General features: G+C 61.6%; 12 protein-coding genes. 9 read left to right on the plus strand and 3 right to left on the minus strand.

Features of this window, described 5'->3' with window-relative positions; genetic code table 11:
- Window positions 1-97 precede the first annotated feature (97 nt).
- From SIC14_RS06475 to SIC14_RS06485, 3 genes are read left to right on the plus strand one after another with little or no spacing between them, the layout of a single operon-like run.
- Window positions 98-2,074, plus strand: a complete 1,977-nt coding sequence (locus SIC14_RS06475) for an acyltransferase family protein (RefSeq protein WP_412565008.1) — start codon at window positions 98-100, stop codon at window positions 2,072-2,074.
- Complete coding sequence (locus SIC14_RS06480) at window positions 2,071-3,654, plus strand: GMC oxidoreductase (protein WP_412565009.1); 1,584 nt, start codon at window positions 2,071-2,073, stop codon at window positions 3,652-3,654. Before SIC14_RS06475 ends, SIC14_RS06480 begins: the two co-directional genes overlap by 4 nt.
- Entirely contained in the window at window positions 3,641-4,411 is a 771-nt protein-coding gene (locus tag SIC14_RS06485) for an SDR family oxidoreductase (RefSeq protein ID WP_412565010.1), read from the plus strand. The genes SIC14_RS06480 and SIC14_RS06485 overlap by 14 nt, the downstream gene beginning before the upstream one ends.
- A gap of 22 nt (window positions 4,412-4,433) precedes the next feature.
- On the opposite strand, the gene SIC14_RS06490 is transcribed toward SIC14_RS06485, so the two are convergent.
- Entirely contained in the window at window positions 4,434-5,186 is a 753-nt protein-coding gene (locus SIC14_RS06490) for a WecB/TagA/CpsF family glycosyltransferase (protein WP_412565011.1), read from the minus strand.
- 168 nt (window positions 5,187-5,354) lie between these two features.
- On the opposite strand from SIC14_RS06490, the gene SIC14_RS06495 reads away from it, so the two are divergent.
- From SIC14_RS06495 to SIC14_RS06520, 6 genes are all read left to right on the plus strand, one after another.
- Window positions 5,355-6,518, plus strand: a complete 1,164-nt coding sequence (locus tag SIC14_RS06495; protein ID WP_412565012.1) for a Gfo/Idh/MocA family protein — start codon at window positions 5,355-5,357, stop codon at window positions 6,516-6,518.
- Window positions 6,515-7,507 (plus strand): NAD-dependent epimerase/dehydratase family protein, encoded by a 993-nt coding sequence (locus SIC14_RS06500; RefSeq protein ID WP_412565013.1) that lies wholly within the window; start codon window positions 6,515-6,517, stop codon window positions 7,505-7,507. The genes SIC14_RS06495 and SIC14_RS06500 overlap by 4 nt, the downstream gene beginning before the upstream one ends.
- Complete coding sequence (locus SIC14_RS06505; RefSeq protein WP_412565014.1) at window positions 7,504-8,754, plus strand: glycosyltransferase; 1,251 nt, start codon at window positions 7,504-7,506, stop codon at window positions 8,752-8,754. Before SIC14_RS06500 ends, SIC14_RS06505 begins: the two co-directional genes overlap by 4 nt.
- Window positions 8,751-9,725, plus strand: a complete 975-nt coding sequence (locus tag SIC14_RS06510) for a glycosyltransferase (RefSeq protein ID WP_412565015.1) — start codon at window positions 8,751-8,753, stop codon at window positions 9,723-9,725. The genes SIC14_RS06505 and SIC14_RS06510 overlap by 4 nt, the downstream gene beginning before the upstream one ends.
- A gap of 10 nt (window positions 9,726-9,735) precedes the next feature.
- On the plus strand, window positions 9,736-11,829 hold the full coding sequence (locus SIC14_RS06515; protein WP_412565016.1) for an NAD-dependent epimerase/dehydratase family protein: 2,094 nt from the start codon (window positions 9,736-9,738) through the stop codon (window positions 11,827-11,829).
- Between the two features lie 139 nt (window positions 11,830-11,968).
- The gene (locus SIC14_RS06520) at window positions 11,969-13,036 is read left to right on the plus strand and encodes a tyrosine-protein kinase family protein (RefSeq protein WP_412565017.1); all 1,068 of its coding nucleotides are present in this window, start codon (window positions 11,969-11,971) and stop codon (window positions 13,034-13,036) included.
- A 34-nt stretch (window positions 13,037-13,070) separates the two neighbouring features.
- Here SIC14_RS06520 and SIC14_RS06525 read toward each other — a convergent pair whose 3' ends face one another.
- On the minus strand, window positions 13,071-14,369 hold the full coding sequence (locus SIC14_RS06525; RefSeq protein WP_412565018.1) for a Wzz/FepE/Etk N-terminal domain-containing protein: 1,299 nt from the start codon (window positions 14,367-14,369) through the stop codon (window positions 13,071-13,073).
- A 163-nt stretch (window positions 14,370-14,532) separates the two neighbouring features.
- Window positions 14,533-15,522: a hypothetical protein gene (locus SIC14_RS06530; protein ID WP_412565019.1), complete on the minus strand. Its 990-nt coding sequence runs from the start codon at window positions 15,520-15,522 to the stop codon at window positions 14,533-14,535.
- Window position 15,523 lies beyond the last annotated feature (1 nt).

A 15,523-nucleotide genomic window follows, 5' to 3' on the forward strand; every position in this document is an offset into this window, starting at 1 on the left:
GGGGTGACATTCCACGCATATTTTGCAGTGCTCCACGCCCCCGAAACCTGCGGGCGGGCACGGATTTCTGGAGTGCCGATCAAACGTGCGCAGTGACTTGCCCCCATCCCCCGCGCAAACACCATCAGGATACCGCCCCGAGATCGACGGGCTGCGGGCCGTCGCGGTGCTGTCGGTGGTGTTGTACCATTTCGGCGTGCCGGGGCTGCGCGGCGGATTTGTCGGGGTGGATGTGTTCTTTGTGCTGTCGGGTTTTCTGATCGGCGGCATCCTCTGGCGCGAGCTGGAAGAGACCGGCCGCCTGTCGCTGGGGCGGTTCTATCAAAGGCGCTTCAAACGGCTGGCGCCGGCCTTTTTCACCGTTGCCTTTGTCAGCTTTGCCGCCGCTTACCTGTGGCTGCTGCCGTTTGAATTCCGTGAGTTCGGCAAGAGCCTGATCGCGGCAACGGTCTACCTGTCCAACGTGCAGTTCTTCCGGGAGGCCGGTTACTTCGACAGCGGCGCGGATGAGAAGCTTTTGCTCCACACTTGGTCCCTTGCGGTTGAAGAGCAATTCTACGTGTTCCTGCCGCTGGTCATGCTGTTTCTGGTCCGCAGCCAAAAGGCGCTGATCGGGCTGTTGACGGCGGGCTTTGTGCTGTCGCTTCTTGCCTGTGTTGCCCTGACACCCAGTTCACCAACGGCCACGTTTTTCCTTTTCCCCTTCCGCGCATGGGAGTTGCTGGCAGGGGTGTTGCTGGCCATCTGGGGGCAGAAAAAGGGCAGCGATTGGCGGCTGCATCCGGTGCTCAGCTGGATTGGCATGGCGCTGATCCTAGGCGGGTTGATCTTTACCCGTGCGGGTGCAGGTTTCCCCGGTTGGAAAGTGATCCCAACAGTGCTGGGCACGGTGCTGGTGCTGGCCAATGGGCAGGATCAGAATCCGGTCAATGCGCTGCTCCGGTCACGCAGTGCGGTGTTTGTTGGGCTGATTTCCTATTCGCTCTACCTTTGGCACTGGCCGGTGGCGGTGCTGTCACTCTATGTGCGCGGCAGCTACGCGGGGGTGTTTGAAGTCGCGGGTTGGATCACCCTATCGGTTGGGCTGGCGGTGCTGAGCTGGCGTTTTGTTGAACGGCCCACACGGCATTCCGTGTGGCTGACGCTGCCACGGACATTGGTGGGGGTTGGCGCTGCCTCAGCCGTGGCGCTGGCGCTGGGCGCTTGGGCTTTCAAAACCAATGGCCTGCCAGATCGCTACCCTGCGGAGGTGCGCACACATATCGCGGCCTCGGGAGATTTCCTGCAGGATTGGAGCCGCTGTTCCACCGCAACCGACGGCCCGCTGGCGCGGGTCGAAACCTGTGCCATCGGTCCCGAAGGCCCGCCAGAGGTGCTGTTCTGGGGCGACAGCCATTTGCGGGCGCTGATGGATGGCATTGCCGCCGTGGCCCAGGACACAGAGGTGCCGGGGCTGATCATCTGGCATGCGGGCTGCCCCCCATTGTTTGACATCAGCAAACGCGAAAGCGCGGCGACACCTGCGCAGGATGCAGACTGCATCGCGGATACGGCGACGCTGCAGCAGGCTTTGCCTGCAATGGGGCTGCGCGACGTGGTTCTGGTGGGGCGCTGGGCCTATTACGCCCAAGGTACAGGCACCGGACGGGACGCCGAAAACCGCATCACACTGTTGCCAGAAGGCGACCAAGCCGCCCGATTTGAAGCCGCATTGGCCACAACCGTGACCGAACTGTCGGGGTTCGCGGAGGTTCATATCCTGCGCCAGATCCCCGAGGTGCCGCAGTATGACTCGCGCCAGACGGCGCGGGATCTGGCGCATGGGCGCGCCGCAGGCGTTTCAGAGACATTTGCCACATCTCTGGCAGAGGTGGCGGCGCGGCAGGCCTCCTCGGACGGTGCGGTGCGGGCCAGTGGGGCGCAGGTTCTCGACCCGCGGCGCTATTTCTGCACCGATGTCTGTTCGGTGATGCAGGGCGGCCAGTCGTTCTATTTTGACAACAACCACCTGACCAACACTGGCGCCTACCATCTGGCCCCTATCTTCCTGCCGGTCTTGGAGGGCGCGCCATGACTCCCGAACAGGCCAGCGCAGCGCATTGGGATGTGATCGTCATCGGCACTGGCATCGGCGGTGGCATGGCAGCGCGGCGCATGGCGGAACGCGGCCTCAAAGTGTTGATGCTGGAACAAGGCCCGAAAGGCTATCGGCGTGAGGAAACCGCACTGGTCTCAGAGGTGTTTGACCCCGTGGCGCGCCAGCTGCGGGGTTTCTGGCCCAGCCCAATCACGGCGCGGGTGAACGGGCGCGACAGCACGTTTTTTGGCCCCGTCGGCGGCGGGGTTGGTGGCTCCTCGGTGTTTTATGCGGCAACGCTGGAACGGCCCGAACCACATGATCTGGACCACAGCCCCGATCGCCCGCATCCCACTGGCGGCTGGCCGGTCAGCTACAGCGAAATGCAGCCCTATTTTGATCAGGCCGAGGTCGCCTTTCACCTACAGGGCGAACAGGATCCACTGGCCCAGCATCCCAGCCTGTTGCAAGCCCCGCCAGAACTGGCCGCCGCGGATCAGGCGATGAAGGCGCGGCTGAAGGCGAAAGGCCTGAACCCCTACCATCTGCATTCGGCGGTGAAGCATCTGGCGGGGTGCAAACAGTGCCTGGGCTTCAAATGCCCCCGCAGCTGCAAGATGGATGGTCGCTCTGCGGGGGTGGAACCTGCGATGAAGGCGGGGGCCGTACTGCTGGATCGCTGCGCCGTGCGTCGGTTGGTGGCAGAGGATGGCAAAGTCCGCGTGATAGAGGCCGAGAGGGACGGCACACCGTTGCGGTTCACCGCCGAAAAAGTGGTGCTGGCGGCGGGGGCCTTCGGCTCCCCCCGCTTGTTGTTGCATTCTGATGATGCCGCCCATCCGAACGGGTTGGCCAACAGCAATGATCAGGTGGGCCGGTTCCTGATGTTCCACCTCAACGAAATGATTGCTGTCTGGCCGGGCAAACACATTGCCGCCAAGGGGATCAGCAAGGCGCTGGGGTTCCGTGACCTCTATCACCGCGAAGGTGAACGGCTGGGCATGGTGCAGGCGATGGGGATCGAGGTCGGCTATGGCGAGATCCTGCATTACCTGCGGCAGCTGCTGGCGCGGTCGCGGCTACGCCATGTGAAACCGCTGAAAGAACTGGCCCGCATCCCCGCATTGATCGCTGCCAGGCTCTTTGGCAAGGCGCAGGTTTACGTCGGGCTGATGGAGGATCTGCCCTATGCGGAGAACCGCGTGCTCAAAGGGGACGATCCCGACCAGATCAGCCTGACCTATGATTTCTCACCAGAACTTCTCAGCCGCCGCCGCACCTTCCGCCGCCTGATCCGCAAGGCCTTCAAGGGCAACAGGCGGATGTTTCTGGGACAAGGGGTTGAGCTGAACTACGGCCACCCCTGTGGCACCCTGCGGTTTGGCGCAAATCCCGAGGCCTCGGTGCTGGACCTGAACTGCCGCGCGCATGAGGTTGAGAACCTCTATGTCGCGGATGCCTCGGTCTTTCCGACGTCAATGGGGGTGAACCCCAGCCTCACCATTGCGGCCCTTGCGTTGCGGGTGGGGGACCATATCGCTGACCAACACGAAAGGAGCCGTGATGGCCAGAAATGATCAAAGATTGCTGGAAAAGGTTGCCGTGGTCACCGGGGCGGGCGACGGATTGGGCCGCGCTTTGGCGCTGGGTCTCTGTGCGAAAGGGCTGCATGTGGTTGGCCTGTCCCGCAGCGTCAAAGGTTTGGCCAAAACGGCAGAGCTGGCGGGGGAGACGTTCACGCCTATGCAGGTAGATGTCAGCGATTTCGCAGCGGTGAAAACGGCCTTTGCCCGCATGACGCTGGAACATGGCGGGCCGGGGTTGCTGATCAACAACGCCGCCGTTTATCCGCGTCGGGATCTGCTGGAGGAAACGCCGGGCAGTTTCATGCAGACGGTGAATGTGAACCTCGGCGGGGTGATGGCGTGCAGCCATGCGGCGTTGCAAACGATGCTGCGCGACGGGTTCGGGCGAATTGTGAATGTGGCCACATTTGCCGATCTGCACCCGCTGCCGGCCTCTGCCGCCTACAGCGTTTCCAAAGGCGCGGCGCGGATCTACACGCGGGCATTGGTGGCGGATATCGGTGATCGTTTCCCCGATATCGTGGTGAATGACTGGATGCCCGGAATGCTGGCGACGCGCATGGGCATCCCCGACGGTCTGACACCTGAGGAGTCGGCGCGATGGGGTGTGGAAATGGCGCTATGGCACGATCCGGCTCTGACTGGATCGACCTTTGAGATGGGCGCAGAGGTGTTGCCACCAAGGGGCCTGAAGGGCAAGGTCAAAGACCTGATGCTGCTGCGGCGGCAAAAACCACGGCTGCTCTGATCCAAAGAAAAGGCGGGCGGGATCAGTCCTGCGACTTCACCACCGAACGGATCATATGCCCCGGCAGCACCACAAAGCCGCGCAGGTAGCGGCCCAGCATCCGGCCGGGGTTGCTCAACATGCGCCACAGCCACTCCATCGCGATCTTGCGCACCCACAAAGGGGCGCGCTGTTGATCACCAGACAGGAAATCCAGCCCCGCCCCGATCGAGGCAAACCCCATGCGCGGCAGCATGTTGCGGCCATAGGCGGCAAAGACCTCTTGTTTGGGGGCGCCAAGGGCCAGGAAGCACAACCGGGCCCCTGATCCCTGTGCCGCCTTCAGGATCGATTCCGCCTCGGGGCCTGACGGGTTAAACCCCATTGTCGGTGCGCTCTGGTAGACAATCTTCAGGTTCGGCACCGCCTCACGCAATGCCATCGCGGCGCGGTTGAGGCTTGCTTCGCGGCTGCCGATCAGGCCGATCGGCATGTCCAGCTCGGCGCACAGGCGGGCAATGGGGAAAATCAGATCCGAGCCGGGCAACAGCTCTACCGGATTGCTGGCCAGATGGGACATCCAGACAATCGGATTGCCATCGGCCACCACAATATCATGATCGTTATAGGCGTGCTGGAACACCGCACTGGTTTCCAGTTTGACCAGATGATCCATGTTCAAGGTCGCAATTGCAAAGCCCCGCCCCTCGGCAAAGCGCTGGGTCAGGCGCGCCTTGAGGGTCGGCCAGTCCGGTGTGTTGACCGAGATAGAGTAGGAGCGGATCCAGAATTTCATGCAGGGTCCCCGATTGCGATGCTAAGGTGCGAGCACGGATAGAATATTCGCTGACAAATTGTAACAGTTTGGCCGGAAAGACAATTCAAAGACTTGGCGGCTCTGGAACAAAATGCTGACATGATCTTATGATGGATCAGCGGTGAGTAAAGGGCAGGCGTAGGGTTAATGGGCGCAGAAATCTCTCGGGTGGATTCCGAACCCGTTGCAGGAACGGTGGTGTTGGTCGGCTGCGGCTTTGTCGCGGATCTCTATATGCGCTCTTTCCAGACGTTTCCAGAAGTGCAGGTGCTGGGCGTCTATGACCGCGATGCCACCCGCGCGGCGACGTTCTGCCGCCATTGGTCGCTGACCCGATTTGAGGATCTGGCCAGTTGTCTGGCGGCCCTGCCTAAAGGTGGCGTAGTGCTAAACCTCACCAATCCCGCGTCGCATTATGAGGTCAATCTGGCCGTGCTGGAGGCAGGGCATCATTGCTACTCGGAAAAGCCGCTGGCGCTGGACATGATGGATGCGGCTGAACTGCACCGGCTAGCCGAAGATAAGGGGCTGATGCTGGCCTCGGCGCCATGTTCGGTTTTGGGGGAGGCAGCGCAAACGCTGGCAAAGGCCGTGCGCGACGGGATCGCGGGCACGCCACGTCTGGTCTACGCCGAGTTGGATGACGGGTATATCCCGCAGGCCCCGGTGCAAGAATGGCAGAGCGAAAGCGGCGCGCCCTGGCCTTATGAGGATGAATTTCGGGTTGGCTGCACGCTGGAACATGCGGGCTATTACCTCAGCTGGTTGATTGCCATGTTCGGTACGGTGCGCACGGTTGTTGCCGCCTCTGCCGAGGTGCTGCCGGACAAGCTGGGTGTGGGACGCGCCGCGCCGGATGTTTCGGTGGCCACGCTGTTTTTTGATGACGGGCCTGTGGTGCGGCTGACCTGCTCCATTGTGGCCCCGCACGATCACCAGATCCGGGTGATCGGCGACAAAGGCGTGCTGGCGCTGCGCAAGGCCTGGGACAATGGCGCTGCCGTGAAGTTCCACAAACGTTTCCGCATTCGCCGCCGCTTGATCGACAGCCCGCTGGGCCGCCGTTTCCGGCTGCCGGGCAAGACCCATCCCAAGGTGGGGCGCTGGGGCGCGGCCTCGATGAACTTTGCTTTGGGACCGGTCGAGATGCTGGCGGCCATCGCAAAGGGGCGCAGCTGCCGTCTGTCGAACGATTTTGCCCTGCATCTGAATGAGGTCACACTTGCCATCCAGAACGCCGGCGAAGCCACGGGCGCACAGGCTATGACCACCAGCTGCACCCCCATGACGCCAATGGAGTGGGCCCAATGAACAACCCGTCCGAGCCACGTGGGCTGAAGCTGCTGATCACCGGGGCCAATGGTTATCTGGGCCGTGAAGTTGTGCGGCAATGCCTGATCGCCGGGCATCATCTGATCCTGCTGGTGCGCGATCCCTCCCAATGTCCCATTGAATGGGACATCGATCAGCGGATCGAGATTGTCGAGGCCGATCTGGCCAATGTTGTGACCGTGCCGCAGTCGGATGTGGTGGTGCATCTGGCGGCCTCGATGTCCGGTGTGGCTGCCGTGCAGCAACGCGACACGGTTGAGGCCACCCGCAGCCTTTTGATTGCCTCCTTGCGCACGGATCAGCCACCCGCCTTTGTGCAGGCCAGTTCCATGTCGGTTTATGGCGCCACCGAGTTGGATGCGGGTGACGCCGTGACCGAAGAAACTCCGCTGGAGGAACACAGCCACCTCCGCGATGCCTATTGCCGCGCCAAGTTGGGGCAGGAGCTGTTGTTTTCCACTGCTGCTGCCGATGCGGGCCTGCCGCTGCAGATGTTGCGGATCGGCGCAATCTGGGGGCCGGGGCGGCTGTGGAATGCGCATCTAGGCATTGGGGCAGGACCGGTGTTGTTTCAGATCGGCAAGGCAGGGCAACTGCCCTTGTCCCATGTACGTCACGCGGCGCAGGCGCTGCGTTTGGCAGCCGAAGCCGCGGCGCAGGGGCGCTCTGGCGTGGTCAATGTGCTGGACAGCGATCTGCCTGATCGCAGCCGGTTCCTACAGGCCTTCCGCCTGACCGGCTGGCCCCGTTTTGTGATGCCACTGCCGTTCGGCTGGATGGCAGCATTGGCGCGGCTGACGGGATCACGGCTGAAACACGGCCTGCTGAAAGTACCGACCCTACGGGCACGTATGTTGCCGTTGACCTATTCAAACGCCACGCTGCGCGATGGCCTGGGTTGGCTGCCAGAGGCCGGATTTGAGGATCTGATGTCGGAAGCTCTGCCTGAAGAGGGGCACGATCAATGACGTCCCCGATCCGCATTGCCTATCTGACCGGCGAATACCCTCGGGCCACCGATACCTTCATCCAGCGCGAAGTGGCCGAGCTGCGCAAACAGGGGTTTGAGGTCGAAACCTGCTCCATCCGCCAAACCGGCGCCGAACATCTGGTCGGCGAGGAACAGCGACAGGAGGCGGCGCGCACCTTCCATGTGCTGAAGGCCTGCACCAAGCCGCTGACCAGCCTGCGCGCCCATCTGCGCGCCCTCGCGCAACCGGCCCGCTATCTGCGGACGCTACGGTTGGCGTGGAAAACCTCGCCCGGTGGGATCAAACCGACGCTCTATCAGCTGTTCTATTTTGCCGAGGCGGTGGTGTTGGCCGATCACCTCCGGCGTCACAAAGTGCAGCATCTGCACAATCACATTGCCAAGGCCAGTTGCACCGTTGCCATGCTGTGTCATGAGGTCAGCGGCATTCCTTACAGTTTCACTCTGCACGGTCCGGACATCTTTTTTGAACCCATACGCTGGCGTCTTGATGAGAAGGTCGCCCGCGCGTCCTTTGTTGCCTGCATCAGTGATTTCTGTCGCTCGCAGGGGATGAGCTTTGCCGCACGGGCGCATTGGGACCGGATGCACATCATTCACTGCGGCGTGGAACCAAACCGCTATGCCGCCATTGGGGCGCGGCAGGGCAATCACCTGCTGTTTGTTGGCCGTCTGGCCGCTGTCAAAGGGGTGCCGGTCCTGCTGGAGGCGTTGAAATCCGCACGCGGGCATCGCCCCGATCTGCAATTGACCCTGATCGGTGACGGACCGGAACGGGCGGGGTTGGAGGCAGAGGCAAAAGCGCTTGGCCTGTCGGGAGCGGTACATTTTGTTGGCTATAAGTCGCAATCCGAGGTGGCAGAGACCTTGAAATCCGTCGATGCCCTGGTGCTGCCCAGCTTTGCCGAAGGGGTGCCGGTGGTCCTGATGGAGGCGATGGCCGCCAGCCTGCCGGTAATCACCACCCGCATCGCAGGCATTCCCGAACTGGTGGAGGATGGCCTCAGCGGTCATCTGGTGCCCCCCGGCGATGTGCAGGCCTTGGAGGCAGCGATCCTGATGCTTCTCGATAACCCCGATGCGGCGGCGATGGGCGCTGCCGGGCGGGAAAAGGTCATCGCAGATTTTGATATCCAGCAGGAAGCGGCCCGTCTGGGCAGTCTGATCCGCGGCTATCTGAATGGCACGCCGCCGCAGGACAAACGCCCTGAGGTACCGGAATGAACACCTCTGGGATGGTTGCAGCGGTCGCCATTGGCCGCAACGAAGGGGACCGGCTGATCCGGTGCCTGACCACGCTGAAGGCGCAGGTGGATCGGCTGGTCTATGTCGATTCCGGCTCCACTGACGGTTCGGTCGCCGCCGCCCGAGAGATGGGGGTGACGGTGGTCGAACTGGACACCGCAACCCCTTTCACCGCGGCCCGTGCCCGCAATGCTGGATTTGAGGCACTGCGCGGCGATGGGTTGCCGGAGTTTGTGCAGTTTGTCGATGGCGATTGTGGTGTGGAACCCGATTGGATTGCGGCGGCGCTTACCGCCTTTGCCGAACGGGCCGATCTGGGGATCGTCACCGGATGGCGCGCAGAGATCTATCCGGACGCCAGCATTTACAACGCCTTGGTCGAGTTTGAATGGCACCGGCCTGCAGGTGAAATCCTCGCCTGTGGCGGTGATATGATGGTGCGTAGCGCGGATTTTGACGCGGTGGGTGGCTTTGATCCCACGGTGATCGCGGCGGAGGATGACGAGTTCTGCACCCGCATCCGTAAGTCGGGCAAGAAGCTGCTGCGCCTGCCACTGCCGATGACCCGCCATGACGCGGCGATGATGCGCTTTGGGCAGTGGTGGCAACGCGCCGTGCGTTCGGGCCACGGGTTTGCGCAGGTCGGCGATCTGCATCCGGAATACTTCCGCCCGGAAAAACGGCGGGTGGTGCTGTTTGGCGCAGTGCTGCCTGCGCTTGCGCTGCTCGGGCTGTTTTGGCTACCACTGATCCTTGCCGTGCTAGCGCTTTATCTGCTGTCCTATGTCCGCACGGTGCAAGGGCTGCGGCGCGAAGGTTTGGGCCGGGGGATGGCGCTGCATCAGGCGCTGTTTCTCAGCCTGTCGAAATTTCCCAACCTGCTGGGCATGATCCGCTATTACAGACGCAGGGCGCGTGGCAGCGCCATGCGTATTATCGAGTACAAGTGAGGAGGCCCCCTTGGCCCAAGACAAAATCCGCGTTGGCATCATTGGCGCCGGCTATATCGCGACCTGGCACGCTGATGCGCTGAAAACCTCACCCGAGGCAGAAATCGCCTGCATCTGTGATGTGTCCCGCGCGGTGGCCGAGGACATGGGCGCCGCCTACGGTGTACCTGCCTTTGCCTCGGTGGAAGAGATGATCGCCGCCAAATGCGTGGACGCGGTCCATATCCTCACCCCGCCGCATCTGCACAAGGACATCGCGCTGCAATGTATCGCTGCGGGTCTGCATGTGCTGGTCGAAAAACCTGTGGCAGAATCCGTCAGCGAGACCCGCGAAATGACCGCCGCTGCTAAGGCAGCCGGGGTGCGGTTTCATGCCGGGCATAACTTCCTGGGCATTCCCGCTTACCGGCGGCTGAAACAGGCAATTGCGGCCGGCAAGATCGGACGATTGTCCGCGTTGGAGGTCAACTGGAACCTGCCCCTCGCGCCGCTCCGCTCGGGGCCGTATGGATTGTGGCTGCTGCGAGAGGCCCGCAACCTGCTGCTGGAACTCGGTCCGCATCCGTTTTCCTTTGCCGTGGATCTGTTTGGCCCGCTGACGGTCACACATCTGGAACTGAACCAACCAATCACCCTGCCAGGCGGGGCGGTGCGCCATCAAGGCTGGCGCGTGGTGGCCGCGGCGGGCGACCTCTCCGTCACCATCAACCTGTCACTGGTCGAAACCCATGACGACCGCTCTCTAACGCTGCGCGGATCCTCGGGGGTGGCGCGGCTGGATTATGCAGCGGACGCGCTGGTGATCTCGTCCGACAATGCGGCGGATCTGGTGGTGAACCCGTTCGTTAAACAAATGGCGCTTGCCGGGCAGCATCTGCGCGAAGGCGTGGTGAATGCAGCGCGGCAGCTGGCCTCGCTGAACCAGAAGTCGCCCTATGGCCTCAGCTTCCGCGGCACGGTGGATGCGGTCTGGGGCGCGCTGCGCCGTGGCACCACGCCGGATGCCCGCTATGGGCCAGAGGCGTGTGAAAACGTGATGCAGGCGATTGACGACGCCCTGTCCCTGATGCCGACGCCGGTTGAAGCGATGGCCGCTGAAGGCACGCCCAACCCGACGGTCATGGTGATTGGCGGCACAGGTTTCATCGGCCGCAATCTGACCCGCACCTTGGTGCAGCGGGGCTATGATGTGCGGGTGCTGAGCCGCGGCAAACACGGCCCCTTTGATGACATTGCCGATCACGTCGAAACGGTTGCAGTGTCCCTGCGGGATCTCGACGGGCTGACAGAGGCGATGCAGGGGATCGACGCTGTGTTCAATCTGGCCAAGTCAATGGACAAGACCTGGGACGCCGCGCTTGAAAACGATGTGGGTGTGGCCCTGCGTGTTGCCGAGGCAGCGCAGAAGGCGGGTGTGAAACGGTTGGTCTATACCGGCACCATCGCCTCTTACGACATGTCCGAGGCGGAGGGTACCATCACCGAAGACACCGATTTTGGCCCTATGGAGGAACGCAACCTCTATGCCCGCTCCAAGGCGGAATGCGAAAAGCGCCTGATGCAGATGCACCGCGATGACGGCCTGCCCCTGGTGATCGCCCGCCCCGGCATCGTGATCGGTGAAGGCGGGCCGTTGCAACATTGGGGCATTGGCCGTTGGCATGGTGCGGGGGCCGTGCGTATCTGGGGAGCGGGAAAAAACACGCTTCCTTTTGTGCTGGCGGATGATGTTTCTGATGCTTTGATTAAGATGATGGAGCAGGAGGCCGCTGTCGGCCAAAGCTTCAACCTGATTGGTGAACCGATGATGTCGGCGCGGGACTACTTTGATGCGATCCATCAGTCCCTGGGCGCGCGGATCAAGGTGCGACCGGGGATGCTGCATGTGTTCTGGGCGGCGGACGCCGTGAAATACCTGTTGAAGACCAAGGTGTTAAGGCGTCACGGTGTGGTGCGCCCGTCCCTGAAGGACTGGAAAAGCCGGGCCCATTTCACCCCCTTTGACAACGCCCACCCCAAGGCGGTTCTGGGCTGGCAGCCCGAGGCAGACCGGCAGGAATTCATCCGGCGCGGCATCAAAGAGGCCAATCTTTTCGGGCTGTAGGGCAGGGTGCGTTCCTGCGTTAACCATCTTCCCGGCACAATTTCGCCAAGGTTGTCGCGTTCTCTGTCTGGGACGAGGTGCGCGATTCGCCTCTTGAAATGAGTGACACCGACCCGAAGTTAACGGGGAAGGGTTTAAGATGGTTGAGCAGTCGAAACGGTTCCGTCGCGGGATGCGACAACAAAAGGCGCGTGGCGGGCTATTGTCCGGCAGCGGCCGTTCGGCTGCCGAAATTGCGGCAGAAGACACTGCTTTGCGCAGCGCCTTCCCGATGATCGATCTAGAGGCGGAGGCTGAAACCGTAGCGGAGGCTGAGACTCCGACGTCAGCACCCGAACCTGTTGAAGCCCCCTCGACGAAACCCGCCCCGCTGGCACTGGAAAACCCTCTACCTGTTGCAGAAGATCCTGCGGCACACTCCGGTGAGGCCAGCAATGAAAACGGCGATGAAGACGAGGACGAGGGTGACATCGTAGAGGTGGACGATGTCTGGCCGCAGCTTGGACCGATGCCGGTGCAGCGCAACCAGATGGCGCAGAACCTGATCATCACCGCCAGCCGCCGCAACCCTGTACATGCCGCCTTTGACGTGTTGCGCGCCCGACTGTTGAACGCCTTGACTGACAATGGCTGGAAACGGGTCGCGATCACCTCGCCCACGCGGGACTGCGGCAAAACATTCGTGTCGGTGAACCTTGCCGTGACGCTGTCGCGTTATGAAAACTGCCGCACCATTCTGTTGGATATGGACATGCGCAATCCCAGTGTCGCCAAAACGCTGGGCCTGCGGGATGTGGGCAGCATGGGGGATTATCTGCGGGGTGAGGTGCCAACGCGGGACCAATTCTTCAAATTTGACTCAAACGATATGAAGATCGGCGACAATCTGGCCATCGCGATGAATGATCGGATTGAGCCTTATGCTAGTGAGCTGATGCAGCAACCGGCCACGGCGGAGCTGCTGCAGCGGATGGAGGCCGAGCTGTCGCCGGATGTGATCCTTTATGATCTGCCGCCCGCGCTGGCCAATGACGATGTGATTGCCTTTGAGGACAATTTTGACGGGGTGTTGATCGTGATCGACGGCACCCGCACCAGCGGTCAGGACGTCCGTGAGGTGATGCGGCGGTTGGGCGATTCCGTGCCGCTGCTTGGCGTTGTGCTGAACAAGGCCGAGGATGCAACGGGCGAAGAATACGGCTACTAAGCCCAGCTCTGCCCGTGCCGTTGCAATCGATCGCTTAGATCGTTGAAATATATTCCAGAAATTTCGCCTTCAATCCCACCGGAGCAGCCGCTGCGCCGACCATGCTGGCCCCAGCAACCGAGGCAGGGGCGGCACGGAACAGGTTCAGACCACGGCGCGGACGCTTCATCTCGGGGATGATGACCACGGGGCGAATGTCCAGTTCACGTTCCACATGGCGGCTGGTGCGCAGAACCGGGCTCAACAGGTCCAGCAAGAAGGCCAGTGCCACTGCGCCAATGACCGAAGCCACGCCGCCCGCCATTGCCAGTTTACGCTTGCCCGAGGACACGGCGTATTGCGGCACAAGCGCGGTTTCCAGCACCTCAAACCGTTCAAACTGATCCTGACTTTCCAACTGCTGGGTCATCGCCGCTTCGGTGCGGCGGGTGGTGATCAGACCGTATTCTGACTGCAGCTGGTCCAGCTGACGCGCCATCAGGGTAAAGATCCGCTCAACCTCAGGCGCAGCCCGCACTGAGGCTTCGATGGTGGCGATCCGCTCTGTGACCAGCGCTATTTGCTGACCAAGGATTTGCGACTGTCGCGCCCGTTCCCCGGCCCGCAGACGTTCACCGCTGGTTTCCAGCTGGATCAACTGGTTCTCCAGCTCCAACTGGTTTTCCTGCAACCGCACCAATTGCGACCGTTGATCCGAAATGACGCTCGGCAGCGACTCGGCGTTTTGTTCTTTGAAACGGGCAAACTCGATTTCCAGCCCCTCAATGGCGGCGGCAATCCGTGCCTCCTCGGCCTCAAAGAAGGCCAGCGTCTGGGTGGCTTGGCTTTCGCTGCGTTTTTTGCCCTCAACCAGCACTTGGGCCAGGAATTCATTGGCGATATCCGCAGCCTGCTGCGCGTCGCCCAAACGGGCGGTGATCACCAACCCAGAGGGCTGCACATCGGACCGCCAGGCCTGTGACGGATCAATCAGCTCCATAATCCGCAGCGCTTCGCGCAGGTTATTTACCTTTTCGGCATCCGGCAGCGGCGCCCCGTTGAACAGGTCAAATTTCTCTACCACAGCAAGGACCGAGTCGCGCGACATCAGCTTTTGTTCGATCAGCTTCAGCCGGTTGCGGTTGTTTGACGTGGTGATCGTACCGGAACCCGGCACCGAGGCGGCCACCTGCGGGGCCTCGATCTGGATCACGGCGGTGGCTTCATAGATGGCAGGGCGGTTCAGCGCATAGAGGAGAGACATGATGCAGCCGCAGACCACAACGACGGCCATGATCAGCGCACGGCGCCGAAACATTCTGAGGAAACCGGAGAGTAAGTTCATCAGGTTCATGACACATCCCGTCTTGCGACATCATCGTTAACTCAAGGCGAACGTCGCCCTGCCAATCTGTTGTCACAATCTAGCAGGACAGCCCCATTTTTACCAATTTCTTAAGGCAAATGTGGCGGAAACAATCGCTTTCCAGATCGCGAACCAGCGCCACATTTACGCCTTATTTCGCCGCGATTCCCGTCTTGTCGTAAGCGGAAACCACGGACCATGTCACCTCTTGCATCAATCGGGCCGTTTGCGGTGTGATTGTCGCCATTTTAGATCCATCGGCGCGGATCAACTCGTGAGGCAGACCCACCGGACTTTGATGATAGAGCACAGCGAAATGTGTCAAAGCGACCAGATAAGCGCCGATATCATTGATGTGAATCGTGTCCAATGCGCCGGATTCGTCACGATTGAACAGATCCTCACGCGAATCGAGGTCGGGCACCCGGCCCTTGGTCTCAATCTCGCGGACAAAAGCGGCCAGAACCTGACCTGCGGGAATCACATGAATCGGGCGGCGCTTCGGATCCATCGCCAGGGCGCGGCGTAGAATTTCGGCCTCCCAGTAACGCGCCAGATCCAGATCCAGCCGGGTCAGCCAGCCCTCTTCGTCATCCAATCGGTGCCAGGTTTCATAGAGGTACACCGGCGCATCCGGTCGGCCCGCCCGTGCTGCCTCGGCCCATTTGGCAAGATATTCGGCCGCGCCGAAATACGCGATCGCGGCGCGAATCTCGACCATCTCGGTCAGAACCACCGCGTCATAATCCCCCGAGGCCAGCGCCGCTTTGGCATCGCGATAATGCGGATGGGCATTTTCCGCCTCAAACCCACCGATCTCTTCTTCCGGTTCCCAATGCGCCCGCAAGGGGGTTCCCCAGCCCAGCTGGGACTGATGGTCATGGCCATCTGGCGCCAGCTGTTGCAGGAATACGGGCATGTCGCGCCCAACCAGAGAATGCCCCAGGTGGAACACCCGCAAAGGTGTTTCAGGCGCGGCCAGCGGCGTTTCATAAAGCGCTTGTGTTTCCGCCTCGGACAGGGCATCTGGTAGCAGGCGCATCACGCCCAAAGCCCCCAGAACCGTCAGCACAAGGCCGGATCCGATCACACGACGCCGGGTGAGAAGCCGTTTCACACGGCGCAGAAAAGGAGAGTTCATC

Source organism: Thalassobius sp. MITS945101 (assembly GCF_047123305.1).
Taxonomy (GTDB): Bacteria; Pseudomonadota; Alphaproteobacteria; order Rhodobacterales; family Rhodobacteraceae; genus Thalassobius.